Annotated in this window: 24 protein-coding genes; 11 read left to right on the top strand and 13 right to left on the bottom strand. The window is 55.2% G+C overall.

The features are described from left to right. Positions 1 to 204: 204 nt before the first annotated feature. The 4 genes from hglS (at position 205) to QQZ17_RS18525 (ending at position 5,369) form a co-directional block, all read left to right on the top strand. Positions 205 to 1,548 (top strand): 2-oxoadipate dioxygenase/decarboxylase HglS, encoded by a 1,344-nt coding sequence (hglS, locus tag QQZ17_RS18540; RefSeq protein WP_152404548.1) that lies wholly within the window; start codon positions 205 to 207, stop codon positions 1,546 to 1,548. Positions 1,549 to 1,593: 45 nt separating this feature from the next. Continuing rightward, complete coding sequence (locus tag QQZ17_RS18535; protein WP_152406326.1) at positions 1,594 to 3,102, top strand: carboxylesterase/lipase family protein; 1,509 nt, start codon at positions 1,594 to 1,596, stop codon at positions 3,100 to 3,102. Positions 3,103 to 3,322: 220 nt separating this feature from the next. Next, positions 3,323 to 4,978, top strand: a complete 1,656-nt coding sequence (locus QQZ17_RS18530; RefSeq protein WP_152404550.1) for a glucan biosynthesis protein D — start codon at positions 3,323 to 3,325, stop codon at positions 4,976 to 4,978. 166 nt (positions 4,979 to 5,144) lie between these two features. Continuing rightward, positions 5,145 to 5,369, top strand: a complete 225-nt coding sequence (locus QQZ17_RS18525; RefSeq protein WP_042318909.1) for a YdcH family protein — start codon at positions 5,145 to 5,147, stop codon at positions 5,367 to 5,369. A 104-nt stretch (positions 5,370 to 5,473) separates the two neighbouring features. Here the strand turns inward: QQZ17_RS18525 and QQZ17_RS18520 are convergent, their stop codons facing one another. From QQZ17_RS18520 to QQZ17_RS18490, 7 genes are all read right to left on the bottom strand, one after another. Next, positions 5,474 to 6,250 carry a DeoR/GlpR family DNA-binding transcription regulator gene (locus QQZ17_RS18520; RefSeq protein ID WP_046480931.1) on the bottom strand — a complete coding sequence of 259 codons (777 nt, stop codon included), beginning with the start codon at positions 6,248 to 6,250 and terminating at the stop codon, positions 5,474 to 5,476. Positions 6,251 to 6,265: 15 nt separating this feature from the next. Then, on the bottom strand, positions 6,266 to 6,898 hold the full coding sequence (locus QQZ17_RS18515) for a ribulose-phosphate 3 epimerase family protein (RefSeq protein WP_152406327.1): 633 nt from the start codon (positions 6,896 to 6,898) through the stop codon (positions 6,266 to 6,268). Between the two features lie 11 nt (positions 6,899 to 6,909). Further along, positions 6,910 to 7,341 carry an SgcA family PTS sugar transporter subunit IIA gene (gene sgcA / locus QQZ17_RS18510; RefSeq protein WP_152404552.1) on the bottom strand — a complete coding sequence of 144 codons (432 nt, stop codon included), beginning with the start codon at positions 7,339 to 7,341 and terminating at the stop codon, positions 6,910 to 6,912. Between the two features lie 118 nt (positions 7,342 to 7,459). Further along, on the bottom strand, positions 7,460 to 8,266 hold the full coding sequence (gene sgcQ / locus QQZ17_RS18505; RefSeq protein WP_152404554.1) for a BtpA family protein SgcQ: 807 nt from the start codon (positions 8,264 to 8,266) through the stop codon (positions 7,460 to 7,462). Between the two features lie 12 nt (positions 8,267 to 8,278). Continuing rightward, positions 8,279 to 9,592, bottom strand: coding sequence for a PTS sugar transporter subunit IIC SgcC (gene sgcC / locus QQZ17_RS18500; protein ID WP_152404556.1), 1,314 nt, complete (start codon positions 9,590 to 9,592; stop codon positions 8,279 to 8,281). A 12-nt stretch (positions 9,593 to 9,604) separates the two neighbouring features. Continuing rightward, positions 9,605 to 9,883, bottom strand: a complete 279-nt coding sequence (gene sgcB, locus QQZ17_RS18495) for a PTS sugar transporter subunit IIB SgcB (RefSeq protein WP_152754380.1) — start codon at positions 9,881 to 9,883, stop codon at positions 9,605 to 9,607. Next, positions 9,880 to 11,001, bottom strand: a complete 1,122-nt coding sequence (locus tag QQZ17_RS18490) for a M42 family metallopeptidase (protein ID WP_152404560.1) — start codon at positions 10,999 to 11,001, stop codon at positions 9,880 to 9,882. The genes sgcB and QQZ17_RS18490 overlap by 4 nt, the downstream gene beginning before the upstream one ends. 184 nt (positions 11,002 to 11,185) lie before the next feature. On the opposite strand from QQZ17_RS18490, the gene rimL reads away from it, so the two are divergent. Further along, positions 11,186 to 11,731: a 50S ribosomal protein L7/L12-serine acetyltransferase gene (gene rimL, locus QQZ17_RS18485; RefSeq protein ID WP_152404562.1), complete on the top strand. Its 546-nt coding sequence runs from the start codon at positions 11,186 to 11,188 to the stop codon at positions 11,729 to 11,731. Here the strand turns inward: rimL and ydcK are convergent. Beyond that, on the bottom strand, positions 11,723 to 12,703 hold the full coding sequence (gene ydcK, locus QQZ17_RS18480; protein ID WP_152404564.1) for a YdcK family protein: 981 nt from the start codon (positions 12,701 to 12,703) through the stop codon (positions 11,723 to 11,725). The genes rimL and ydcK overlap by 9 nt on opposite strands. Positions 12,704 to 12,815: 112 nt before the next feature. Here ydcK and tehA point away from each other — a divergent pair, with 112 nt between their 5' ends. The 3 genes from tehA to QQZ17_RS18465 all read left to right on the top strand — a co-directional run bounded on the left by tehA (position 12,816) and on the right by QQZ17_RS18465 (position 15,239). After that, positions 12,816 to 13,820 carry a dicarboxylate transporter/tellurite-resistance protein TehA gene (gene tehA / locus QQZ17_RS18475; RefSeq protein WP_152404566.1) on the top strand — a complete coding sequence of 335 codons (1,005 nt, stop codon included), beginning with the start codon at positions 12,816 to 12,818 and terminating at the stop codon, positions 13,818 to 13,820. Continuing rightward, a complete protein-coding gene (gene tehB / locus QQZ17_RS18470) occupies positions 13,817 to 14,413 on the top strand; it encodes a tellurite resistance methyltransferase TehB (RefSeq protein WP_152404568.1) in 597 nt (198 codons plus the stop codon). Before tehA ends, tehB begins: the two co-directional genes overlap by 4 nt. A 157-nt stretch (positions 14,414 to 14,570) precedes the next feature. Further along, positions 14,571 to 15,239, top strand: a complete 669-nt coding sequence (locus QQZ17_RS18465) for a DUF3313 domain-containing protein (protein ID WP_152404570.1) — start codon at positions 14,571 to 14,573, stop codon at positions 15,237 to 15,239. Between the two features lie 33 nt (positions 15,240 to 15,272). Here QQZ17_RS18465 and QQZ17_RS18460 read toward each other — a convergent pair whose 3' ends face one another. After that, positions 15,273 to 16,166, bottom strand: coding sequence for a DMT family transporter (locus QQZ17_RS18460; protein WP_152406328.1), 894 nt, complete (start codon positions 16,164 to 16,166; stop codon positions 15,273 to 15,275). A gap of 172 nt (positions 16,167 to 16,338) precedes the next feature. On the opposite strand from QQZ17_RS18460, the gene QQZ17_RS18455 reads away from it, so the two are divergent. Further along, positions 16,339 to 17,208, top strand: a complete 870-nt coding sequence (locus tag QQZ17_RS18455; RefSeq protein WP_152406329.1) for a helix-turn-helix domain-containing protein — start codon at positions 16,339 to 16,341, stop codon at positions 17,206 to 17,208. On the opposite strand, the gene QQZ17_RS18450 is transcribed toward QQZ17_RS18455, so the two are convergent. Further along, the gene (locus tag QQZ17_RS18450; RefSeq protein ID WP_152404572.1) at positions 17,191 to 18,357 is read right to left on the bottom strand and encodes a benzoate/H(+) symporter BenE family transporter; all 1,167 of its coding nucleotides are present in this window, start codon (positions 18,355 to 18,357) and stop codon (positions 17,191 to 17,193) included. The genes QQZ17_RS18455 and QQZ17_RS18450 overlap by 18 nt on opposite strands. Before the next feature lie 90 nt (positions 18,358 to 18,447). On the opposite strand from QQZ17_RS18450, the gene QQZ17_RS18445 reads away from it, so the two are divergent. Together QQZ17_RS18445 and QQZ17_RS18440 are read left to right on the top strand one after the other, a co-directional pair. Then, positions 18,448 to 18,984, top strand: coding sequence for a helix-turn-helix domain-containing protein (locus QQZ17_RS18445; RefSeq protein ID WP_152404574.1), 537 nt, complete (start codon positions 18,448 to 18,450; stop codon positions 18,982 to 18,984). Between the two features lie 77 nt (positions 18,985 to 19,061). Continuing rightward, a complete protein-coding gene (locus QQZ17_RS18440) occupies positions 19,062 to 21,026 on the top strand; it encodes a peptidase U32 family protein (protein ID WP_152404576.1) in 1,965 nt (654 codons plus the stop codon). Between the two features lie 39 nt (positions 21,027 to 21,065). Here QQZ17_RS18440 and QQZ17_RS18435 read toward each other — a convergent pair whose 3' ends face one another. The 3 genes from QQZ17_RS18435 to QQZ17_RS18425 are packed head-to-tail and all read right to left on the bottom strand — an operon-like array spanning position 21,066 to position 23,607. Further along, the gene (locus QQZ17_RS18435; protein WP_152404578.1) at positions 21,066 to 21,194 is read right to left on the bottom strand and encodes a DUF2474 domain-containing protein; all 129 of its coding nucleotides are present in this window, start codon (positions 21,192 to 21,194) and stop codon (positions 21,066 to 21,068) included. Beyond that, positions 21,194 to 22,204 (bottom strand): cytochrome d ubiquinol oxidase subunit II, encoded by a 1,011-nt coding sequence (cydB, locus tag QQZ17_RS18430; protein WP_152404580.1) that lies wholly within the window; start codon positions 22,202 to 22,204, stop codon positions 21,194 to 21,196. Before cydB ends, QQZ17_RS18435 begins: the two co-directional genes overlap by 1 nt. After that, positions 22,204 to 23,607, bottom strand: coding sequence for a cytochrome ubiquinol oxidase subunit I (locus QQZ17_RS18425; protein ID WP_152404583.1), 1,404 nt, complete (start codon positions 23,605 to 23,607; stop codon positions 22,204 to 22,206). The genes cydB and QQZ17_RS18425 overlap by 1 nt, the downstream gene beginning before the upstream one ends. Positions 23,608 to 23,631: the final 24 nt, after the last annotated feature.

Genomic DNA, 23,631 nt, shown 5'->3' with positions numbered 1-23,631 from the left:
TTTATGCTTACCTGATGCAGTGTGTGTAAATGCATTGTTAATTAAAAGTGAATTTATGCCGTTTATTACATAACCAAAGGCTATATAAGGGCGCAGGGTCTGACGCAGAGCGAATTCAGGTGAGATCACACTTTGTAAATTCTTCCCCCCAGAGTGAATGGCGTTTCCTACACTCCAGGTAACATTCACTGGAGGCATGACATTATGGCGAACACCATCACGGCAGATGAGATTCGGGAACACTTTTCGCAGGCAATGTCAGCCATGTACCAGCAGGAAGTTCCGCAGTATGGCACGCTGCTGGAACTGGTGGCGGATGTGAATCTGGCGGTCCTCGAAAATAACCCCACGCTGCATGAAAAACTGGCTAATGCGGATGAACTGGCGCGCCTCAACGTAGAACGTCATGGCGCTATTCGCGTCGGTACGGCAGAGGAACTGTCCACGCTGCGCCGCATGTTTGCCATCATGGGGATGTTTCCGGTCAGCTATTACGATCTCTCCCAGGCCGGGGTACCGGTGCACTCAACGGCATTCCGCCCGATTGACGATGCCTCGCTGTCGCGAAATCCGTTTCGCGTCTTTACCTCGTTATTGCGTCTTGAACTGATTGAAAACGCCTCGTTGCGCCAGCGCGCGGCGGAGATCCTCGCTCAGCGCGATATCTTTACGCCACGCTGTCGTGAACTGCTCGATGTCTGGGACAGCCAGAATGGGTTTAGTGCGTCACAGGCGCGCGAGTTTGTGAAAGAAGCGCTGGAAACCTTCCGCTGGCATCGTCATGCCACTGTGGATGACCAAACCTATCATGCGCTGCATAACGAACATCGACTGATCGCCGATGTGGTCTGTTTCCCCGGTTGTCACATTAACCACCTGACGCCCAGAACGCTGGATATCGACCGGGTGCAGTCGATGATGCCGGAATGTGGTATTGAACCGAAAATCCTGATCGAAGGCCCACCGCGTCGTGACGTACCCATTCTGTTGCGCCAGACCAGTTTCAAAGCGCTGGAAGAACCGGTGCTGTTCGCTGGTGAAATGCAGGGGACGCATACGGCCCGCTTCGGCGAGATAGAACAACGCGGCGTGGCGCTGACGATCAAAGGGCGTCAGCTGTACGATGAATTATTGCGCAATGCCGGGACGGGTAAAGATAACCTGACGCACCAACTGCACCTGCAGGAGGTGTTTAACGCGTTCCCGGACAGCGAATTTCTGTTGCGCCAGCAGGGGCTGGCATGGTTTCGCTATCGTCTGACGCCGTCAGGCGAAGCGCACCGCAAGGCGATTCATCCCGGTGACGATCCACAACCGCACATTGAACGTGGCTGGGTGCAGGCGCAGCCCATCACCTATGAAGATTTCCTGCCGGTCAGCGCGGCGGGGATTTTCCAGTCGAATCTGGGGAATGAAACTCAGGCGCGCAGTCATGGCAATGCCAGTCGCGAGGCCTTTGAACAGGCGTTGGGCTGTCCGGTGTTTGACGAGTTTGTGTTGTACCAGGAAGCGGAAGAACGCAGCAAACGGCGTTGCGGCCTGCTTTAATCCAGGTATCCTGTAGGGATCTGCGATTAACGGGTAAACATGGACATGGTCAATCCCAGCATTCCACTGATTAAAACGGTGCAGGGCCAGTTGATGGGTGTTGTACAGGATGACACCCACCTCTGGCGCGGCATTCCTTACGCCGCGCCGCCAACGGGTGAACGACGCTGGCGAGCACCTCAACCGGTCGCCCCCTGGTCCGGGGTTCGTGACGCCAGTACCTTCTCCAGTGCAAGCTGGCAGGACATTGAATACTGCAAAGAGTTGGGCGGCGGCGATCCGGGCGCTTTTTCTGAAGATTGTCTCTATCTCAACGTCTGGTCTCCGGCGAAACGTCATCAGCCGCTTCCGGTAATGGTCTGGCTGCACGGCGGTGGCTACACCATCGGTGCCGGCAATCTGCCACCTTATGACGGCGTTGCGCTGGCGAAGCGTGACGTGGTTGTCGTTACCGTCAATTATCGCCTCGGTCATCTCGGCTTTTTTGCCCATCCGGCGCTGGAAGGCGAAGAGGGCGAGTGCCTCAATAACTTCGCGCTGCTCGACCAGATTGCCGCGCTGCGCTGGGTTCAGGAAAACATCGCCGCGTTCGGCGGCGATCCGCAAAACGTCACGCTGTTTGGGGAGTCGGCCGGGGCGCGCAGCGTACTCTCGCTGTTAGCCTCTCCGCGCGGGAAAGGGCTGTTTCATAAAGCGATTGTACAGAGCGGCTACACGCTGCCGGACACGCCTCGCGAGATTGCCCTGGAAAACGGTGTTGCGCTGGCAGAGCACTTTGGCTTGCAGAACGCGACGGCGGAACAACTTCGCGCCATTCCGGCTGAGGCATTCTGGCCGCTGGGCGCGCCGTATAAAATTGCGCCGACGCCCATCTCCGGCGATGCAATACTGCCGGAACCGATGCTGGACGTCTTTTTTGCCGCCAGACAACACCCAATGCCCATGATGATTGGCTCGAACAGCGATGAAGCCAGCGTGATGGCCGTCTTTGGCATCGACCTTGCCGGGCAAATCCAGAAACTACGTCGTGAACGCAGGCTGGGACTCGGCCTGATTAAGCTGCTGTATCCGGGTGTGAAGGGCGATGAAGAGCTGGGGCGGCATGTGTGTCGGGATATGGCGTTTACGGCATTGGGCTATGTGGTGATGCAGGCGCAGCAGCGGGTTGGCGAACCGTGCTGGCGTTACTGGTTCGATTACGTTGCGGAAACGGAGCATCACACCTACGCCAACGGCGCATGGCATGGCAATGAAGTGCCTTATGTTTTTGATACATTGATGCTCGCCGAGCCCTCGCGCAATTACGTGAACGCTAACGATCTCGCTTTTGCCGCCCACGTTGCGGATTACTGGGTCAATTTCGCCCGTCATGCCAGCCGGTCTTGCGATGTGCTTCACGGACCGGTCCGCTGGCCTGCCTGTATTCAGGGCCGCGATCGGTTGTTGCGCATTGGGCTGAACAAGTTCGCCGGATTTAAGGTTGAGAACCGGTTCATGCGGGCGCGGCTTTCGCTCTTTAAACGGGTGATGGCCCACCATGTCAGTCTCGACTAACTTTGCACAAGCTGAAAGTTTGTGCGGGAAAATTTACGTGGGAATCAGTCTGTTCTCATCGACACGAAATATTTTCCGTTTTGTTCAGATAATCAGCGGCCAACAATTGGATTCTTAATGAATTTTGTCTAGAGTGAGCGGTCAGAATTATGCAACTTCTTGCCGCTGTCGAGCGCCAGCGCGGGACCCTTCACATGACCAGAAGGATTTACTTTCAGGTATGAATCGCAGACGATTTATTAAAGGTTCAATGGCAATGGCCGCCGTGTGCGGTACCAGCGGTATTGCTTCACTCTTCACCCGTGCTGCTTATGCGGCGGAATCCGACATTGCAGACGGACAAACCGTCCGCTTTGATTTTTCCGTACTGCAATCCATGGCGCACGATCTCGCGCAGAAACCGTGGGGCGGTGCGCCGCGTGCGTTGCCTAATACGCTGGCGAATCTGACGCCGCAGGCCTACAACAGTATTCAGTACGATGCCGCGCAATCGCTGTGGAACAACGTCGAAGACCGCCAGTTGGATGCGCAGTTCTTCCACGTCGGGATGGGCTTTCGTCGCCGCGTACGCATGTTCTCCGTTGATTCCAGCACCCATCAGGCGCGTGAGATCCACTTCCGTCCGGAACTGTTTAAATACAATGATGCCGGCGTTGATACCAAACAACTGGAAGGGCAAACCGATCTCGGCTTTGCCGGTTTTCGCGTCTTCAAAGCGCCCGAACTGGCGCGTCGCGACGTCGTCTCCTTCCTTGGCGCAAGCTATTTCCGTGCGGTTGATGATACCTATCAGTACGGGCTTTCCGCGCGCGGTCTGGCAATTGACACCTACACCGACACCAAAGAAGAGTTCCCGGATTTCACCGCCTTCTGGTTCGATACGGTGAAACCAGGCGCCACCTCGTTTACCGTGTACGCGCTGCTGGACAGCCCGAGCATCACCGGTGCCTATAAGTTCGTGATTCACTGCGAGAAGAGCCAGGTGATCATGGATGTCGAAAATCGTCTCTATGCCCGCAAAGACATCAAACAGTTGGGCATCGCCCCGATGACCAGTATGTTCAGCTGCGGCAATAACGAACGCCGCATGTGCGACACCATTCATCCGCAGATCCACGACTCCGATCGACTGGCGATGTGGCGCGGTAACGGCGAGTGGATCTGCCGCCCGCTGAACAATCCGCAGAAGCTGCAATTCAACGCCTATACCGATAACAATCCGAAAGGGTTCGGCCTGCTGCAACTGGACCGCGATTTTACCCACTATCAGGACATCATGGGCTGGTACAACAAGCGCCCAAGCCTGTGGGTTGAACCGCGTAACCAGTGGGGCAAAGGCACCATCGGCCTGATGGAGATCCCGACGACTGGCGAAACGCTGGATAACGTGGTCTGCTTCTGGCAGCCGGAAAAAGCCATCGAAGCGGGTGACGAGCTGGAATACAAATACCGTCTGTACTGGAGCGCACAGCCGCCGGTCCGTTCGCCGCTGGCGCGCGTGATGGCGACCCGCACCGGTATGGGTGGATTCCCGGAAGGCTGGGCACCGGGTGAGCACTATCCGGAGAAATGGGCACGGCGTTTTGCGGTCGATTTCGTGGGTGGCGATCTGAAAGCGGCCGCGCCGAAAGGCATTGAGCCGGTGATTACGTTGTCCAGCGGTGAAGCGAAACAGATTGAGATCCTCTACGTTGAACCGTTTGACGGTTATCGCATCCAGTTCGACTGGTACCCGACGTCTGACTCGACCGATCCGGTGGATATGCGTATGTTCCTGCGCTGTCAGGGAGAGGCGATCAGTGAAACCTGGCTGTATCAGTATTTCCCGCCTGCGCCGGATAAACGTAACTACGTCGACGACCGCGTGATGCGTTAATCGACGCCGACGCCCTTCGTTATGCGAAGGGCGTCATCAGAGATGAGCGTGAAATATCTGTACAGGAATTAAACACGATCCCGTTCGCATTTTTCCCTAAGTCAAATGAGTAAGCTGAAGGAGTGTATTTCTTATACACATGGTTTATCACTAACAGGGAGAGCGTATGTTTCCAGAATACAGAGATCTGATTTCCCGACTGAAATCCGAGAATCCTCGCTTTCTGTCTCTTTTCGAAAAGCACAACAACCTTGATCATGAAATTGCCAGGCTGGAAGGTTCCGATGGTCGGGGATACAATCTCGAAGTCGTTCGTCTGAAAAAACAGAAACTCCAGCTTAAGGACGATATGCTCAAAATACTGCAGAAAGAAAGCGTTGATGCGGGGTAATCCGCGTTGATGAGCCGCTAACCGCACAGAAGGAAAACCACGCTTTTTCCTTCTGTGTCAGCAAGCTAAGCCGCCGGCCCTGGCGGCTTTTTTGTGCCTGTCATTCAGCGATGTGGCAACACCAGATGACATCCCGCGTGGGTGTAGCGCTGCACAATGTCATCCGCGAGCGCGCTGTCGCTGATGATCGTTTTAATACATGAGAGCGTGGCCACCGCGTGAGGTTCGACGGCATCAAACTTTGAATGATCGGCCATCAGCACCACGTCGCGGGCGCGTTGAATAATCCGCGTTTTAACGCCGACTTCGAACATCGTCGCGTTGGTGATCCCCGTTGCCAGCGACAGCGCATCGCAGGAGATAAAGGCCCGTTCTACCGAAAACGCATTGATCATCTCCAGCGCCAGGCTCTCACCCACCGAAAAGTAACCCGGACGAATCAGTCCGCCGATGATGTAGCTCTCGACGTGCGGAAAACAGCCCAGCTCATTGGCGATTTTGATGTCGTTACAGATGACTTTCACCCGCGCATCGGCCAGACATTTCGCCAGTTCCAGACAGGTGGAACCGGAATCAAGAAAGAAACAGTCGCCGTCTTTGATCATCGTGCGGGCCAGGGCGGCAATCTCTTTTTTGGCCTCCGCCTGCAATGTCCGTTTGACATCAAAAACATACTCTTTGTCATCCATGCTGTCGTCAAAATCAAGGCTGCCGTGACCGCGAATCATGCCGGGATACTGGCTGGCGATATACTGGAAATCACGACGGACGGTGGCCTCCGCATAGCCAAACAGTTCCATGGCCTGCTGGGTAGAGAGATGACGATGCTGCCACAGATAGTGCAGCATCTGTTTGATACGGTCAGGGCGCTGTTGGCTCATCGAAGCAATCTCCTCTTACAGTCCGGCAAACCGGGATAACGTGGCGTGATAGTTTTCTGATGAGAACAGCGCGCGTCCCACGACAAGATGCTGCGCGCCCGCTGTCGCCAGCTGTTGTGCAGCGGAAAGCGTTATGCCACCGTCGGCCCAGCACGCCGCTTCAGGAAAACAGTCGCGTACGCGACGGACCTTCTCACACAGGGCGGGAATGAACTGCTGACCGACGCCGTCGGGTTCGCTGGTCATGACCATCAGCGCATCCAGGTGTGGTGCCAGATAGCAATACGCGTCAACAGGGGTGGCCGGATTAAACGCCAGCCCGGCTTTCGCGCCGATAAGCCTTATTTGTGCCAGCGTTTCAGAAGGATATGCCAGCGCTTCAGCATGAACAAAAATCCACGCCGGTTTGAGTTCTGCCAGAGCAGAAAACCAGTCCTGTGGGCGGGAAATCATAAAATGAAATGAGAGGGGATGTGTCGTCTGCCGGGCGACGGCCTGCACGGTTTTGAGGCCAAAGGTAATGTTGTTAATAAAGCTGCTGTCTTCGATATCCAGATGCAGTGAACCCATATCGGCATCGGCCAGGGCAGTCAGCGTCGTCCCGTAGTGCAGTGGATCCGCCGACGCAAGAGAAGGGTGCAGAATCATCATCGCCTCCGTTATCCGCATACCTGCGCAAACAGCGCGGCGTCGGTTTGCGCTTGTCGCACCGCCGCGAGTCGTTCGGGTGAATCAATAAACTGACTGATGCGCTGGAGGGTGAGGATATGCGCATTGGCATCCGTCGCGCTGACGCACAGCAGCAGCCAGACCGGGTCGCATTCCTCATGACCAAACGCGACGGGCGTTTTAAGCGTCGTGATGCTGACCTGATTGTGGTTAGCCCCTTGTTCGGGCCGCGCATGGGGTAAGGCGATACCGGGGGCAATTAAATAGTACGGCCCCCAGTTCAGCGTGTTGTCGATAATGCCGTCCACGTAGCCCGGTTGCGCAGCGCCAAAGGTAATCAGCGGGCGAGCGGCGATCTCGACGGCCTGGCGCCAGTCTTTGGCCTCGCGCTGTGTCTGCACCCACTTAACATCGTTTATCATCAGTCGTTGACTCCTTGCCGGTTAGGGTTACTCTGATAGCGATCCCCGTCGAGACTTTTGACGAAGGCGGCAGGGATCGCTGTACTACCGGGGGTAAGCGCTCTGCTTATCCCCTTTTTTATTGCCGTATATGATGCACTTTTTCCATAAACCGACTGACCCGCGCCTGATCGACAAAGTTGGCGAAAACGCCGTCCTTTTTAAAGGTGGTGGCCGTTACGCAACCGTCAGCAATGCTAAGCTGTTCCTCAACGTTTTCCAGACACACGCCGGTATTCGCCAGCACCACGGTATCCGGCACCGTCTCTTTTACCCGCTTTAGCAGGGCGCTGTCGGTGCGTGCGCCCGCCGTCAGACCAGAGACGCAGAGGGCATCCGGATGGTTGTTAAAGACGGTGGATTTCGCAATGGAACAAATATCGCGATTGCCCAGATATACCGCCGCTTCAGGCACAATATTGAACAGCGTTTTGACCCCACCCGCGCCGATGCGGTGCTGATGACGTATGGTCTCACCGACGTTGGTGTCCCAGACGCCGAAGTCGCTGGCGTAGGCACCGGTAAAAATCTCGCGAATAAACGATGCGCCCGTCGCCATAGCCAGGTCGAACGACGCGACCGGATCCCACAGCACATTGACGCCAAACGGGATGCGGATTTCGCTCATCAGTTGTCCAATCACCCTCGCCATTGCCGCGGTGGTTTCCGGGCGAACCTTCGTGAGATAGGGGAGACTAAACTCGTTGGAAAACATCACGGCATCCACGCCGCCATTTTGTAGCGCCAGCAGATCGTCCCGGGCGCGGTCGATCACCCAGTTCATCCCTTTCTGCGCATCAAAGCTCGGGTCGCCGGGCAATGCGCGCAAATGGCACATGGCAATAACAGCTTTTTCCGTTCCAATAACCTCTTTCAGCCAACTCATTGAAGGTACTCCTTATTCCGATAGTTCACGTTTACGTAAGAACAGCACGACGCTGGCGACGATACCCACCGCCACGACGACGCCAATAATGCCAAGCGACATCAGCTCCGAAATTGACCAGCCAAACATGTTGCCTACGGACAGTGCAGAGATTTGCGCGTTTTCACCGGCAAAGCTGAAACCGCCCTTAAGCGCCATGTCGGTGAAGTAGGGGGCAAACTGCGTGGCGATCAGCAGGACGGTGACCATGACAATCACGCCGCTGATTAAGGTGCGAATCAGGTCGCCGCGATGGATAACCGTCGCCATACAGATAAAGAACGGTGCGACGGGCAGGTCGGCAAGCGGCAGCACTTTGTTGCCGGGCAAGATGCTGGCGAGAATCAACATGATAGGGATCAGCAACAGGCCAACGGCAATGGTGGTGGGGTGACCCAGCGTGACGGCGGTATCCAGACCGATATACACCTCACGTCCCTTAAAATGCTTCTGGAAGAATTTACGTGCGCCGTCGGAGATGGGGAGTAACCCTTCAACAATCAGACGGATCATGCGCGGGAACAGCACCATAATCGCCGCGACGGTGATCATCAGGCTGGCGCAGCCTTTAAATCCTTCACCCGCCGCGAGACCAAAGATCAGACCGAGCACCACGCCGATAATGACCGGGTCGCCGACCATGCCGTAGCGTTTCTGGATCTCCTGGGCATCAATGTTGCGTCCTTTCATAAACGGAATTTTTTCGTAGATGGCATCGAGGAGAACGAACAGTGGTACCGAACTGGAACCATAGCCCTGCGGAATGGAGATCCCCTCCAGTCCGACGATGTTCTGCACGCGCTTAGCCGTCCAGTCGGCCATTTTCAGCGACAATGCCGCGTGGCAAATGGCACCCAGCACGCCATAAATCAGACTGCCGGTCATTAACTGGACCACGGTGCCGGTAATGGCGTAGTGCCAGTAGTTATAGATATCGACGTTCATGGTTTTGGTCAGACGGGTGACCAGCATCGCGACGTTGAGCAGAAAAATAATCGGGATAATCATTGCGCCAATGGCGGTGGCGTACCCGACGCCAGAGGCCGGTCCTGCGCCGACGTCAAACACATGCAGGGTCAGACCAAAGCGTTCAATCATCACTTTGATGGGCGGACTGAGGCTGTCGATCGCCATGACGATCACCAGCCCCATTCCGACAAAACCAATCCCTACCGTGACCCCGGCTTTGATCGCCTGCAGCCAGGGAATACGGAAGATCAACCCAATCACAATCATGATGATGGGAACAAAGACGGTACCACCGAGAGACAGGATGTAGTCAAACATAATGCCTCCTTGTTATTGCGTTAACAGTGCCTTGATTTCTTGCTTCAAGGCGTCGTCGTTAATTCCCGTTAGCAGTGCCGCGCCGTTTAACGTGGGAATACCGTAATCGTTATTGGTACGCATGGACGTCACAATCAGGTCCATGCCGTTACAATTCAGCGGGATCTCATTGAGACAACACTGGGCGGTGCTTGCCGGAATGCCTTGTTCAGCAAGGAACTCCTGCAACTTGTGCGCAATCATGGTTGACGTCGACATGCCGGTACCGCATGCCACAAGGATCTTTTTCATAATGGATTTGCCTCTTGTGTAGTGCCTGAATCAGGCTCAACGGGAAAGTGCCCGGCTGGCATACCAGCCAGGGCGGTCAATAAGCGAATGCAGTCAGTCAAATCGCGCAGACTGGCGACCTCCGCGGGAGAATGGGTATAGCGACAAGGGATAGAGAGGCTGACGCAGGGAATGCCGTCCTGCTCAACCTGGATATAGCCCGTTTCGGTGATAACACCGGGCGCGACTTCGCGCTGCACGGGAATATGGTGCGCAAGGGCCGTTTGCTCAAGCATGTGGATCAGTCGCGGTGGCGTGATTAAACCGGCCAGCGTGCCACGTCCGTGATAGTTCAGGCAGGTGATGCCGACCCCCTGGTTGACCCGGACGTCGGAGTAGTCCTGCAGATCCGGCGTATCGCATGACGGCGTGATATCAATGCCGATGGCGAGATCCGGCTTAACGCGGCGTAAAACCGGGACAATGCCGCGGATGTTGAACTCTTCCTGCACGGACGCCACCAGATAAACCGCGATATCCAGCGACGCTGTGCCGATGGCATCCGCCACGCCCAGCAGCGCCGTGCACCCCAGACGATCGTCCAGCGCTTTGCTGCACACGAGATCGTTCGCCAGCAGTTGCGGTGGGTTATACAGCGTAACCGGCGTACCGACCTGGATGCCCATCCGCAGGGCGTCGGCTTTATCCTTCGCGCCGATATCAATCCACAGTTTATCGACGCAAGGTGATTGCGTGCGTTCATCCCCCTTTGCAAAGTGGTACGCCTTAATGCCGATGCATCCCATCACCGGGCCATTATCTCCGGCGAGCGTGACGACCGAACCGGACATAGTGACCTGCGCCGGGCCGCCCACACGTTCGAAGCGCAAAAATCCCGACGGCTCAATTTTGCGCACCATAAAGCCGACTTCATCCATGTGGGCAAACATCATCAGTCGCAAGGCATTCGGGTTATCGCTACCGTAGCGGGCGACGACATTTCCTAACCGATCGCGCCAGACCTCTTTTGCCTGACGTTTAAATTCGCGTAGCATGACCTCAGCGACGCTGTTTTCATGCCCTGAAACGGCATTGAGATGCAAAAGCGAGAACAGTGTTTCCTGCACAGAAAATGACATAAGGATCTCCGTAGAAGATAAAACAATCACTCGTTGAGCGTTTTATAGGCGCTGGCTGGGCGAATAATTGTGAGCAGTCTCACGTGGAAATAGCGAAAGTAGAGGAAATAAAAAATAATGTGAGGTAAGTAGAATAAAAACGCTCAATGCTGATGAATGTCTGAACGCGGGAGGAAGAATACGGGTGAGTGAAATTATTGAGATCAATGACACGCTACAACTACGGGCGGTAGAGGAATGTCACGTTGCCGGGCTGTATCAACTGGTACGTAAAAACAGTGCCTGGCTACAGCAGTTTTTAGACTGGCCGCAATACGTCAACGCTGAAGAGGATTCGCGAAAATCCGTGCAGGGCAACATGATGCTCCACCAGCGGGGCTATGCCAAAATGTTCCTGATTTTCGACGGCGAGGAGATGCTGGGCGTGCTGTCGTTTAATCAGATCGAGCCGTTGAACAAAGCGGCTTATATCGGTTACTGGATAGATGAAGCGCAGCAGGGGAAAGGGATCCTGTCGCGCGCGTTGCAGGCGTTTATTCATCACTATGCCGGGCGAGGCGAAATTCGCCGCTTTGTTATCAAATGTCGGGTAAAAAATCTGGCAAGCAATCAGGTGGCACAGCGCAATGGCTTTACGCTTGAAGGCTGCCTGAAGCAGGCGGAGTTCCTGAACGGTCACTATGACGATGTTAATCTGTACGCACGAATCATCGATTCGTCGCTACAGTGAACCAATCAGCGGTGTGCGAGTGATATGCTGTTCACCGTTGAACACTTTCGGGCCGCGCAGGTGAATGGCCTCGTCTGTGGCGGCCTCAACGGTGGTGCGTCCTCGGATGTCGATGTGATTTTCAATCAGTACCTCACCGAGAATACGCGCATCGCCTTCAATCAGAATATGATCGTCGAGTAAAATGGGACCGCCGCGCAGCACGGCGTTTCCGCCCACCAGCACGTGATGTTTAAGGACACAGTTGCCTTCCACTCGCGCCTGTTCCGCCACCTGCGAACTGTAGCGCAGGGTGGGGATCGCATCGTCCCCGGTGCCGGCTATTACCTGCGCACGACCGTAGACTTTCGCACAATCGCAAATCCAGACGTTATTTTCGTCGTTACCTTCAATCAGCGCGTCATCAAAAACTTCGGCCCGATGCTCAATAAACGCGTAGCTGACGATGGCGTCGCCATAGATTTGCGCCTGGTGGACAATGCGTGAATTGATAACCGTGGCGCGGTCATAAACTTGCAGGATCCGATCGCGCTCGACGGTGAGTCCGCGCGCCGCGACAATCTCTGATTGTTGCAGAATCCGCGCGTCGCCAAAGAGGTGGCAGTCGCCGCGAACCGTGGATGACTGAATCGTGACGTTGTCACTGATTCTGGCACCGTGGCTGAGCTCCGCATGGTCTATCCAGACGTTATCGCCAAGGCTGACGTTGTCGCGTAGCAGGCAGGGCTGGGTGATACGCGCATTGCCCGAAATTATACAGCCGGCAAAGGCCAGCGTGTTTTCGTCGTAAATCCAACAATCTCCGGTATGGGCCAGCACGCTTTCATCATCAATCCAGCCGCCAGCGTCACCGGTTTTCACATCATTAAAGTCAACGAGTGCGATAATCTGGCGTAGTAATACGCTCTTTTTATTGCCATTATCCAGGTAACTGAACGCGCGCGGTTCGTCGCTGAGTCGGTATTTACGCATGAAGGCATTCCGTTTAGTCGCTTACTATAACCGTAGCAAATTCTGCGACGCTGGCTAACGCGGATAAAATTCCATAAAATGCATTTAAAATATACTTTATAAATTAAACAAAATGAGCAACAACAAGAGTAGCGATCGCGTCCTGAATCTTCCCGCCGGTTACTTCGGCATGGTCCTTGGGACGATTGGAATGGGCTTTGCCTGGCGCTATGCCAGCCAGATCTGGTCGGTCAGCCACTGGTTCGGCGACGGTCTGGTGATGCTGGCGATGGTGATATGGGGACTGCTGACGCTGGCGTTTATCACGCGTCTGATCCGCCTTCCGCACAGCGTGATCGCCGAGATTCGCCATCCGGTGATGAGCAGTTTTGTCAGCCTGTTTCCGGCCACCACGATGCTGGTGGCGATTGGTTTTGTTCCGTGGTGTCGTCCGCTGGCGATTGGCCTGTTTAGCGTCGGGGTCGTCATTCAACTGGTTTACGCAGCATGGCAGACCGCCGGGCTGTGGCGCGGCTCGCACCCACAAGAGGCAACAACGCCAGGACTCTATTTACCCACGGTCGCTAACAACTTCATCAGCGCGATGGCCTGCGGCGCATTAGGCTATACCGATGCCGGACTGGTCTTTTTAGGGGCGGGCGTTTTTTCCTGGCTGAGCCTGGAGCCGGTTATCTTGCAGCGTCTGCGCAGCGCCGGCGAATTGCCCACCGCTATGCGGACTTCGCTGGGGATCCAGCTTGCGCCTGCGCTGGTGGCCTGTAGCGCCTGGCTGAGCGTCAACGGCGGTGAGGGCGATACGCTGGCAAAAATGTTATTTGGCTACGGCCTGCTGCAACTCCTGTTTATGCTGCGCCTGATGCCCTGGTATCTGTCGCAGCCGTTTAACGCCTCATTCTGGAGTTTCTCGTTCGGCGTGTCGGCCCTGGCGACCACCGGACTGCATCTTGGCCACGCCAGTCCCGCTGGCTTTTTTCACACGCTGGCGGTGCCGTTGTTCATCTTTACTAATGTTATCATCGCATTATTGTTGGTACGCACGTTCGCACTACTGATGCAGGGAAAACTGCTCATTCGCACAGAACGTGCGGCATTACTGAAATCTGAGGATAAAAAATGACCCTTCGTGATGAAAATTACTTCACTGAAAAATATGACTTAACCCGTACTCACTCTGACGTTCTGGAGGCGGTGAAGGTCGTCAAACCGGGAAAAACGCTGGATTTAGGCTGTGGCAATGGCCGTAACAGTCTGTATCTGGCGGCGAGGGGTTATGACGTGACCGCGTGGGATAAAAACCCGATGAGTATCGCCAACGTCGAACGTATCAAAGCGGCAGAAGGGCTGGACAATCTCCAGGCGAAAGTGGTGGATCTCAACGCCCTGACGTTTGAAGGCGAATATGATTTTATTCTCTCCACCGTGGTACTGATGTTCCTGGAAGCCAAAACGATTCCGGGTTTAATCGACAATATGCAGCGTTGCACCAAACCGGGCGGTTATAACCTGATTGTTGCCGCCATGGATACCGCTGATTTTCCGTGCACGGTAGGATTCCCGTTTGCTTTTAAAGAAGGGGAACTGCGTCGTTATTACGAAGGCTGGGAATTACTGAAATATAATGAAGATGTTGGCGAACTGCATCGTACTGATGCCAACGGCAACCGAATTAAACTGCGCTTCGCCACGCTGCTGGCGCGTAAAATGGCCTAAGCGAAAGCGCCGCTAACCTCCTCAGCGCCCAGCATTTTTCCTAAATATGGGCGCTCTGAAATAAATTGTGCTGTGGTTACCATTTTTAGTCCAACGCAGATGATTTCCCTTTGCTACTATTTCAATTGCATATCTGCATATTCTAAGGGATCGTTTCATGCGTACTCATACTTTATTTAAAGTTGCAGTGCTTACTGGTTTACTGGCCTTATCCGGCTGTGCATCAAAAGTCACACAGCCAGATAAATATTCTGGTTTTTTAAAAGACTACTCTGGTCTTAAGGAAACAAAATCCGCCACCGGGCATCCGGTGTTACGTTGGGTCGATCCCGGCTATAGCGAAACCAAATATGACAACATTGTCTGGAATCCAATAACCTATTATCCGGTACCAAAACCGACCACTCAGGTCGGCCAGAAGGTGCTCGATCAGCTGTTGACCTACACCAACACGAAACTGAAAACTGCCGTTGGTCAACGTAAACCGCTGGTGACCACGCCGGGGCCGCGTAGCCTGATCTTCCGTGGTGCGATCACGGGGGTAGATACCAGTAAAGAAGGGCTGCAATTCTATGAAGTGGTACCTGTGGCGCTGGTGGTTGCCGGTACACAAATGGCAACCGGTCACCGTACCATGGACACCCATCTCTACTTTGAAGGCGAGCTAATTGATGCGGCAACCAATAAGCCGGTGATTAAAGTTGTTCGTCAGGGCGAAGGTAAGGACCTGAACAACCAGAGCACGCCAATGGCGTTTGAAACGTTGAAGAAAGTGGTTGATGACATGGCGACAGATGCCACCATGTTTGACATAAACCGGAAATAATTGCCACGCGCCATCGTCTGATGGCGCGTTTCTTTATGCCGTCCGGCGGCGCAAGAGTGCCGGTGGGCGGGCAAACATCACCAGATTTCCCACCAGAATCAGAACCAGCCCGGCCACCGCATTCACCTGCCAGCTATAGCCTTCGTAAACCGTAGAAAATGACAGCGCAACCAGCGGAAATAGCAGCGTGCTGTAGGCGGCATTGCTCGGGCCAATTCTCCCCACCAGCGTAAAGTAGGCACCAAAAGCGATGACCGATCCGAAAACGGCCAGATACAGCAGGGCGCCGAGATAACTGAAGGTCCACTGCGGGGTGAAATTATCCCCACGCACAAGTGCAATCGTCGCAATCAACAGCGTGCCATACAGCATGGCCCAACTGTTGGTGGTCATCACTTCCAGACCCTTTTTCTGATGGCGGAGGCTTATCATATTTCCCAGTGAAAAACCAAATGTCCCCAGTGCGCTAAGACCAATGCCCAGCAGCAGCGATCCGCTAAAGCCGCTGCTCATCAGATCGTGCCAGAAGAGGGTGACGATACCGGTGAGTCCCAGCGCGGCGGCGCAATAAAAGCGCAGCGGCGGTTTTTGCCCAAAGAAGAAGAAACTGTTCACCGCGTTAAACAGAACCGCCATGGAGAAGATAACTGACTCCAGTCCCGTATTGATCCAGGCCGCTGCGGTATAAAAACACCAGAAGTTGAAGCAGAAGACGCAACTCCCTTGCAGCAGGCAGAACAGATGGTCACGTAGCGATAGCGTGCGTAACTTTCCGCGCAGCAGCATAATGACCATCATCAATGCCGTCGCCACCGCAAAGCGCCAGAAAATCGAGACCGGTGCGGCAACGGGGCCCTGCTGCAAATAAATGGCGATCCATGTGGTACCCCAGATAACCACGACCAGACAATACAATAGTGCGTTCATCATTATTCTCTCTTCTTACCCGATAATTGACTGTCGCCGATCTCAGGTGGGACGCGCTTTCATCGATTTGCGGGATACTTGCAAAATCTTGCGCTTTTTTCTGTCCGGCGGGTGGTAACCGCAATGACCTGCGATAGACTGAATGCCTGAACAACAGCGTTTATGTGGTGGTATGACCCGGTCTTACGATGCCTTTGAAAAATTGAGTCAGCACAATGCCGTGTTGCAGGAGTCGGTCGAGCTGCGTTCGGGCGTTCAGTTAGCGGCATGGTCAAACAAGCGCGATACCATCACGCAGTATTGCGATCATCACACGCTCAGTCTGTATGTCGCGGATGGCTACGAAAGTTATCAGAAAACGGCTTCTGGCTGGAAAAATGGCGGTGGGCCGGACCGCTTTTGCCTGTTGCCAAAAGAGAGTGAATCCACCTGGGATATCCGTGACAACCTCTCGTTCGTGCATCTCTACTGCACCGACGCGCATCTGCGTGACGTGGGGGAAAAGGTCTGGGACAAAAGTCCATACCGCTTTACGCTGGATGAACGGACGTTTGGTAACGATCCGGGCATTACGGCGGTCTACCGACAGTTTTTGCTGGGTAACGACTGGCATCAACCCGCGAATCACCTGACGCTCAGCGCCGCGTCGTCACTTCTGATGACTCATATTATTCAGCACTACAGCAACGTGCAGTGGCGATTGCCGACGGTAACGGGCGGACTGGCGCCGGTGACGTTGCGCAATGTGCTGGCCTATATCGACGCCCACCTGGCGGAACCGTTGACGCTAGCCGATCTGGCGTATGAAGCCGCGCTGAGTGAATTTCATTTCGCCAGAATGTTCCGCCAGTCGATGAAAATGGCACCGCATCAGTACGTGATGCAGCGCCGGATGGCCGTGGCAAAGCAGCTGGTCTGTCACTCACAGCGTCCGTTAACGGAGATTGCGCTGGCCTGCGGATTCAGTTCGCCGAGCCACTTCAGCAATCGCTTTAAGCAGGTGACGGGCAAGACGCCGACGCAGTTACGCGCGTCGGGCTAACCTTAAGACGGTGTAGCAGATCCCGCCTGCGATCAGTCCCCAAAATGCCGAACCCACTCCCCACAGCGTCAGCCCACTGGCGGTGACCAGAAACGTCACCACGGCGGCATCACGCTCGTTTTCATGATTCAGCGCCTGGTACAGGCTACCCGAAATCGTCCCCAGCAGCGCCAGTCCCGCCAGCATTTGAATGCCACTCGTCGGCAGGGCCGCCATCATGCCGGTAATCGAACTGCCGAAAATACCGGCTAACAGATAGAACATCCCGGCGGCCGCGGCGGCCAACCAGCGTTTAGCGGCGTCCGGATGGGCATCCGGACTCTGGCAAATCGCCGCAGTAATGGCGGCAATGCAGATGGAATAGACGCCAAAAGGGGAAAACAGCAGTGCCAGTAATCCGGTGACAATGATCAAAGGTGAAACGGGGACATCGTATCCGGCGGCTTTCATCGTTGCCACGCCGGGCGCATTCTGTGACGCCATTGTCACCAGAAAGAGCGGTACAGCAATGCCCAGAGCGTGGGCCAGAGAAAACTGAGGGGCAATAAAGGTGGGTAACACCGGGGTCATGGCGAATGAAGAGGTGACAATGTCACCTTCGAATAGCGCAATGACCGCGCCGGCAATCAGTGCCGCAATGACCGCGTAGCGCGGCGCAATCCTCTTCATCACTAACCACGCCAGCAGCATACCGCCACAAAGCAGAAACTGGTCGCCGAGACGGGCAAATGCCTCCAGGCCAAAGCGGAGCAAAATCCCGGCCAGCATGGCCGCCGCCAGCGAGTGGGGGATCACCTGCATCAGGCGGGCGAATAATCCCGTCACGCCACACAGTACGATTAACGCGTTAGCGATGATAAACACACCAATCGCTTCTGGCAGCGTCAGCCCCTGGAGTCCGGTCACCAGCAGCGCCGCGCCGGGCGTTGACCACGCCGTCAGTACGGGGGCGCGATACCAGAGCGTCAAGAGCAGCGTACTGACACCCATTGCGATGCCAAGGGTGGTCATCCAGCCGGCAATTTGCGTTGTGCTGGCGCCCGCTGCCACGGCGGCCTGCCAGATGATGGCCGCAGAACTGGCATAGCCAACCAGTACGGCGACAAATCCAGAAAGCAGTGTGGGTAATGGCAGGGAGAATGATCGCATAAGCCCTCCTGTGCGTTATAACGGTCGTTTAATCTAGCATCTGGGCGTTATAACGTACAAGTGGTAAGCTGACCTTTTGGGAGGATACCAATGGACAACCTGACGCACTATCTGGCGAACACCTTAAAAACATTACGCAAGCAGCGGGAGTGGAGTTTATCGCGCCTGGCTGAAGCGACCGGTGTTTCAAAAGCAATGCTCGGGCAAATTGAGCGCAACGAATCCAGTCCCACGGTGGCGACGTTATGGAAGATTGCCACCGGACTGAACGTCCCGTTCTCCACTTTTATTTCACCGCCGGAAACTGAACCGCTGCCGACGTTTGATCCGCAAGAGCAGGCGATGGTCGTGACGCCGTTATTTCCGTGGGATCCGGTGCTACGGTTTGACCACTTTTCGATTCTGCTGGCACCCGGCGCGCTCAGCGAATCCACACCGCATGAAGCTGGCGTGATTGAACATGTGGTCGTGATAGCGGGCGCACTGGAGATGTGCATTGACCAGCAATGGCGCGTGATCCGTGCCGGAGAAGGAATTCGTTTTGCGGGTGACCGCGCCCATGCCTATCGCAACAGCAGCGAACAGACCGTGCACTTTCATTCGCTTATCCATTACCCACGCAGTTAAGCGGGAAAACTATTTCGCAACGTGGCGCTTCTGACTACAATAGCCGCCATTTTGCTGCTACTGGATACAACAACGCTATGCGCCAGTCCCCACATCGCCTTGAATTGTTAAGCCCGGCACGTGATACCGCCATTGCCCGCGAAGCCATTTTACATGGTGCAGATGCCGTCTATATCGGCGGTCCTGGCTTTGGGGCGCGTCATAATGCCAGCAATAGCCTGAAAGATATCGCCGAACTGGTGCCGTTCGCCCATCGCTATGGCGCGAAAATCTTTGTCACGCTGAATACGATTCTTCACGACGATGAACTGGACCCCGCGCAGCAGCTCATTACCGATCTCTACCAGACCGGCGTTGATGCGCTGATCGTACAGGACATGGGCATCCTGGAACTCGACATCCCGCCCATCGAACTGCATGCCAGCACCCAGTGCGATATTCGCAGCGTGGAGAAAGCCAAATTCCTCTCTGACGTGGGTTTTACGCAGATAGTACTGGCGCGGGAACTGAGTCTTGAACAGATTCAGGCTATTCATCAGGCGACCGACGCTACAATAGAATTCTTTGTCCACGGCGCGCTGTGCGTGGCGTATTCGGGACAGTGCTATATCTCGCATGCACAAACGGGGCGCAGCGCCAACCGTGGCGACTGCTCGCAGGCGTGCCGTTTGCCGTACACCCTGAAAGACGATCAAGGACGAGTGGTGTCGTATGAGAAACACCTGCTGTCGATGAAAGATAACGATCAGACCGCCAACCTGGGTGCGCTGATCGACGCTGGCGTGCGCTCCTTCAAGATTGAAGGGCGTTACAAAGACATGAGCTATGTAAAAAACATCACCGCGCACTATCGTCAGATGCTGGATGCCATTATTGAGGATCGCGACGACCTGGCGCGGGCTTCTGCCGGGCGTACGGAACATTTCTTCACGCCGTCAACGGATAAAACATTCCATCGCGGCAGCACCGACTACTTTGTGAATGCGCGTAAAGGGGATATTGGCGCCTTTGATTCGCCGAAGTTTATCGGTCTGCCGGTGGGTGACGTGCTGAAAGTGGCGAAAGATCACCTCGACGTTGAAGTCAGTGAACCGCTGGCAAACGGTGACGGTCTTAACGTCCTGATCAACCGCGATGTTGTTGGCTTTCGCGCCAATACCGTCGAAAAAACCGGACATCATCGCTATCGCGTCTGGCCGAACGAGATGCCCGCCGAACTGCATAAACTGCGTCCGCCCCATCCGCTGAATCGCAATCTTGACCATAACTGGCAGCAGGCGTTAACCAAAACCTCAAGCGAGCGTCGGGTTGCCGTGGATATTGAACTGGGCGGCTGGCAGGAACAGCTGATCCTGACGCTGACCAGCGAAGAGGGCGTCAGCATCACCCATACGCTGGACGGACAGTTTGATGAGGCCAACAACGCGGAAAAAGCGCTGAACGGTCTGAAGGATGGACTGGCGAAACTGGGGCAGACTCTCTATTACGCCCGCGATATCGCGGTGAACCTGCCGGGGGCGCTGTTTGTGCCGAACAGCCAGCTTAATGCGTTTCGCCGGGAAGCGGTGGAGCTATTGGATGCCGCGCGCCTGGCGGGCTATCAACGCGGCGTTCGCAAACCGGTGTCTGAACCTGCGCCGGTTTACCCGCAAACGCACCTGAGTTTTTTGGCCAACGTTTATAACCATAAAGCGCGCGAGTTTTACCATCGCTATGGCGTGCAGTTGATTGATGCGGCATATGAAGCGCATGAAGAAAAGGGCGATGTGCCGGTGATGATCACCAAACACTGTCTGCGTTTTGCCTTTAATCTGTGCCCGAAACAGGCGAAGGGCAATATCAAAAGCTGGAAGGCAACGCCGATGCAACTGGTTAACGGCGATGAGGTGTTAACGCTGAAATTTGACTGCCGCCCGTGCGAAATGCATGTGATCGGTAAAATCAAAAATCATATCCTGAAGATGCCGCTGCCCGGCAGCGTGGTGGCTTCCGTCAGCCCGGAAGAGCTGATGAAAACGCTGCCAAAGCGTCGTAAAGGTTAACGATTATGCCGGATAAACGCAGCGTCATCCGGCATAATCTTAATGCGATTTAAATCCTGCCGCCGTCATGATCAGGCGAAAGAACATGCCCACGGCAGCCAGCGCCAGCACGCTGCCGCCCCACAAAATCACCAGCCACATCAGGCGGTTCCAGACAGATTGTTGCATCAGTGATACCCCTCGCCATGTTGAACTTTGCCACGGAATACGTAGTAACTCCAGAAGGTGTAAACCAGAATAATGGGAATGATCAGTAACGCGCCGACCAGCATAAAGCCCTGACTCTGCGCGGGCGCAGCAGCCTGCCAGATCGTAATGGAAGGCGGAATGATGTACGGCCAGATGCTGATCCCCAACCCGCTGAAACCGAGGAAAACCAGACCAAGGGTCAACACAAAGGGCAGCGCGTGGCTGTCTTGCTGGTTAAGCGTTCGCCATAACCAGAAGCCAATCACCGCAACCAGCAGCGGAACCGGCAGCAGGAACCACAGATTCGGCAGCGTAAACCAGCGTTTAGCGATCGCCGGGTGCGCAAGTGGCGTCCACAGGCTGATGAGCGCGATGACCAGCAGCATCGCCAGCAAGAGTTTTTTCGCGACAGTACGCATCTTATCCTGCAAGGGGTTCTCGCTTTTCATCACCAGCCAGGTGGCACCCAGCAACGCATAAGCGACGACCAGACCAACGCCACAGAACAGGGTGAAAGGGGTGAACCAGTCAAACGGGCCGCCGCTGAAACGGCGACCGGTGACGGCAAAACCGTTAATCACCGCACCCACCACCACGCCCTGGGTGAACGTCGCCAGCATCGAACCGCAGAGAAACGCTTTATCCCAGAACGGACGATGGGCTGGCGTGGCTTTGAAGCGAAATTCAAAGGCGACGCCGCGAAAAATCAATCCGATGAGCATCAGCGTTAGCGGGATCGTGAGCGCGTCAATAATCACCGCATAGGCCAGCGGAAACGCGCCGAACAGCCCGGCACCCCCGAGGACCAGCCAGGTTTCATTGCCATCCCAGACCGGGGCGACGCTGTTAACCATCACGTCGCGATCGTCAGCATCGCGGATAACGGGAAACAAAATGCCAATACCCAGGTCGAATCCATCCATCACGATGTACATCAGCGTGGCGAAGACGATGATGACGAACCAGATTACCGATAAATCAATACCCATTAGCGGTGTGCCTCATGTTGAGAGTCGAGGACGGCGGCAGACAGCGGCCGGGCTGGCGTGCCGGTGGGCGGCGTCGGAGCAATCGTGTCCTGTGGCCCCTTGCGGATGAGGCGGATCATGTAGCTATAACCCACGCCAAAGACTGAGCTGTAGACGACAAAGAACGCCAGCAGAGAAAGACTCATGTGTAGATCGCCATGTGCGGAGACCGCATCAGCAGTACGTTGCAGCCCGTAAACCACCCACGGCTGACGACCGACCTCCGTTGTGACCCAACCCGCCAGAATGGCAATCAACCCTGACGGCCCCATCCATAAAGCAAAGCGCAGGAACGGTCGTGAGGTATAAAGACGCTGTCGGTAGCGTAACCACAGGGCACAAACACCGAGCAGGATCATTAACATCCCCAGACCCGCCATGATGCGAAACGACCAGAACACCATCGTGGCGTTGGGGCGATCCTCTTTCGCAAACTCTTTCAGCGCCGGGACCTGTTTATCCAGACTGTGGGTCAGGATCAGGCTGCCCAGCGCCGGGATCGCCAGCCCATAGCGGGTACGTTCTTGTTCCATATCCGGCCAGCCGACGAGCAGCAGCGGGGTGGGTTCCCCCGGCGGGTTTTCCCAGTGGCCCTCAATGGCGGCGATTTTGGCGGGCTGATGTTTGAGAGTATTCAGGCCGTGCATGTCGCCAATGAGCGCCTGAAGCGGTGCGACAATCAGCGTCATCCACAGCGCCATCGAAAACATGGCGCGGATAGCAGGAGTCGTGTTTCCGCGCAGCAAATGCCAGGCCGCTGAGGCCCCGACAAACAATGCGCTGCTGAGAAACGCCGCCACCGACATGTGGAGCAAGCGGTAGGGGAACGACGGGTTGAAAATGACGGCGAACCAGTCCACCGGCACGACCTGGCCGTTGACTATCTCATAGCCCTGTGGCGTCTGCATCCAGCTGTTGGAGGCAAGGATCCAGAAGGTGGAGATAATCGTACCCAGTGCCACCATGCAGGTGGAGAAAAAATGTAATCCAGGGCCAACCTTGTTCCAGCCAAACAGCATCACGCCGAGGAATCCGGCCTCAAGGAAGAACGCCGTGAGCACCTCGTAGGTCAGCAATGGCCCGGTGATACTGCCGGCGAACTCGGAAAACCCGCTCCAGTTGGTGCCAAACTGGTAGGCCATCACCAGACCGGATACCACGCCCATACCAAAGTTAACGGCGAAAATTTTCGACCAGAACTGGTAGAGCGAGCGCCAGACGGGATTTTTGCTTTTCAGCCAAAGCCCTTCCAGCACCGCAAGGTAGCTGGCAAGACCAATGGTGATCGCCGGAAAAATAATGTGGAAGGAAACCGTAAAGGCGAACTGGATCCTTGCAAGATGAAACGCATCAAGACCGAACATGCAGAGCTCCGCACTAAAAATTGA

Source organism: Citrobacter sp. T1.2D-1 (assembly GCF_950098555.1).
Classification (GTDB): domain Bacteria; phylum Pseudomonadota; class Gammaproteobacteria; order Enterobacterales; family Enterobacteriaceae; genus Citrobacter_A; species Citrobacter_A telavivensis.
The sequence above is the reverse complement of the archived record's forward strand: the minus strand, read 5'-3'. Positions and strand labels throughout refer to the sequence as shown.

What these genes read in the sequence shown, in the direction of transcription:
- hglS (WP_152404548.1), top strand. Translation starts at nt 205, where the DNA reads ATGGCGAACACCATCACGGCAGATGAGATTCGGGAACACTTTTCGCAG.
- QQZ17_RS18535 (WP_152406326.1), top strand. Translation starts at nt 1,594, where the DNA reads ATGGTCAATCCCAGCATTCCACTGATTAAAACGGTGCAGGGCCAGTTG.
- QQZ17_RS18530 (WP_152404550.1), top strand. Translation starts at nt 3,323, where the DNA reads ATGAATCGCAGACGATTTATTAAAGGTTCAATGGCAATGGCCGCCGTG.
- QQZ17_RS18525 (WP_042318909.1), top strand. Translation starts at nt 5,145, where the DNA reads ATGTTTCCAGAATACAGAGATCTGATTTCCCGACTGAAATCCGAGAAT.
- QQZ17_RS18520 (WP_046480931.1), bottom strand. Translation starts at nt 6,250, where the DNA reads ATGAGCCAACAGCGCCCTGACCGTATCAAACAGATGCTGCACTATCTG.
- QQZ17_RS18515 (WP_152406327.1), bottom strand. Translation starts at nt 6,898, where the DNA reads ATGATTCTGCACCCTTCTCTTGCGTCGGCGGATCCACTGCACTACGGG.
- sgcA (WP_152404552.1), bottom strand. Translation starts at nt 7,341, where the DNA reads ATGATAAACGATGTTAAGTGGGTGCAGACACAGCGCGAGGCCAAAGAC.
- sgcQ (WP_152404554.1), bottom strand. Translation starts at nt 8,266, where the DNA reads ATGAGTTGGCTGAAAGAGGTTATTGGAACGGAAAAAGCTGTTATTGCC.
- sgcC (WP_152404556.1), bottom strand. Translation starts at nt 9,592, where the DNA reads ATGTTTGACTACATCCTGTCTCTCGGTGGTACCGTCTTTGTTCCCATC.
- sgcB (WP_152754380.1), bottom strand. Translation starts at nt 9,883, where the DNA reads ATGAAAAAGATCCTTGTGGCATGCGGTACCGGCATGTCGACGTCAACC.
- QQZ17_RS18490 (WP_152404560.1), bottom strand. Translation starts at nt 11,001, where the DNA reads ATGTCATTTTCTGTGCAGGAAACACTGTTCTCGCTTTTGCATCTCAAT.
- ydcK (WP_152404564.1), bottom strand. Translation starts at nt 12,703, where the DNA reads ATGCGTAAATACCGACTCAGCGACGAACCGCGCGCGTTCAGTTACCTG.
- tehA (WP_152404566.1), top strand. Translation starts at nt 12,816, where the DNA reads ATGAGCAACAACAAGAGTAGCGATCGCGTCCTGAATCTTCCCGCCGGT.
- tehB (WP_152404568.1), top strand. Translation starts at nt 13,817, where the DNA reads ATGACCCTTCGTGATGAAAATTACTTCACTGAAAAATATGACTTAACC.
- QQZ17_RS18465 (WP_152404570.1), top strand. Translation starts at nt 14,571, where the DNA reads ATGCGTACTCATACTTTATTTAAAGTTGCAGTGCTTACTGGTTTACTG.
- QQZ17_RS18460 (WP_152406328.1), bottom strand. Translation starts at nt 16,166, where the DNA reads ATGAACGCACTATTGTATTGTCTGGTCGTGGTTATCTGGGGTACCACA.
- QQZ17_RS18455 (WP_152406329.1), top strand. Translation starts at nt 16,339, where the DNA reads ATGACCCGGTCTTACGATGCCTTTGAAAAATTGAGTCAGCACAATGCC.
- QQZ17_RS18450 (WP_152404572.1), bottom strand. Translation starts at nt 18,357, where the DNA reads ATGCGATCATTCTCCCTGCCATTACCCACACTGCTTTCTGGATTTGTC.
- QQZ17_RS18445 (WP_152404574.1), top strand. Translation starts at nt 18,448, where the DNA reads ATGGACAACCTGACGCACTATCTGGCGAACACCTTAAAAACATTACGC.
- QQZ17_RS18440 (WP_152404576.1), top strand. Translation starts at nt 19,062, where the DNA reads ATGCGCCAGTCCCCACATCGCCTTGAATTGTTAAGCCCGGCACGTGAT.
- QQZ17_RS18435 (WP_152404578.1), bottom strand. Translation starts at nt 21,194, where the DNA reads ATGCAACAATCTGTCTGGAACCGCCTGATGTGGCTGGTGATTTTGTGG.
- cydB (WP_152404580.1), bottom strand. Translation starts at nt 22,204, where the DNA reads ATGGGTATTGATTTATCGGTAATCTGGTTCGTCATCATCGTCTTCGCC.
- QQZ17_RS18425 (WP_152404583.1), bottom strand. Translation starts at nt 23,607, where the DNA reads ATGTTCGGTCTTGATGCGTTTCATCTTGCAAGGATCCAGTTCGCCTTT.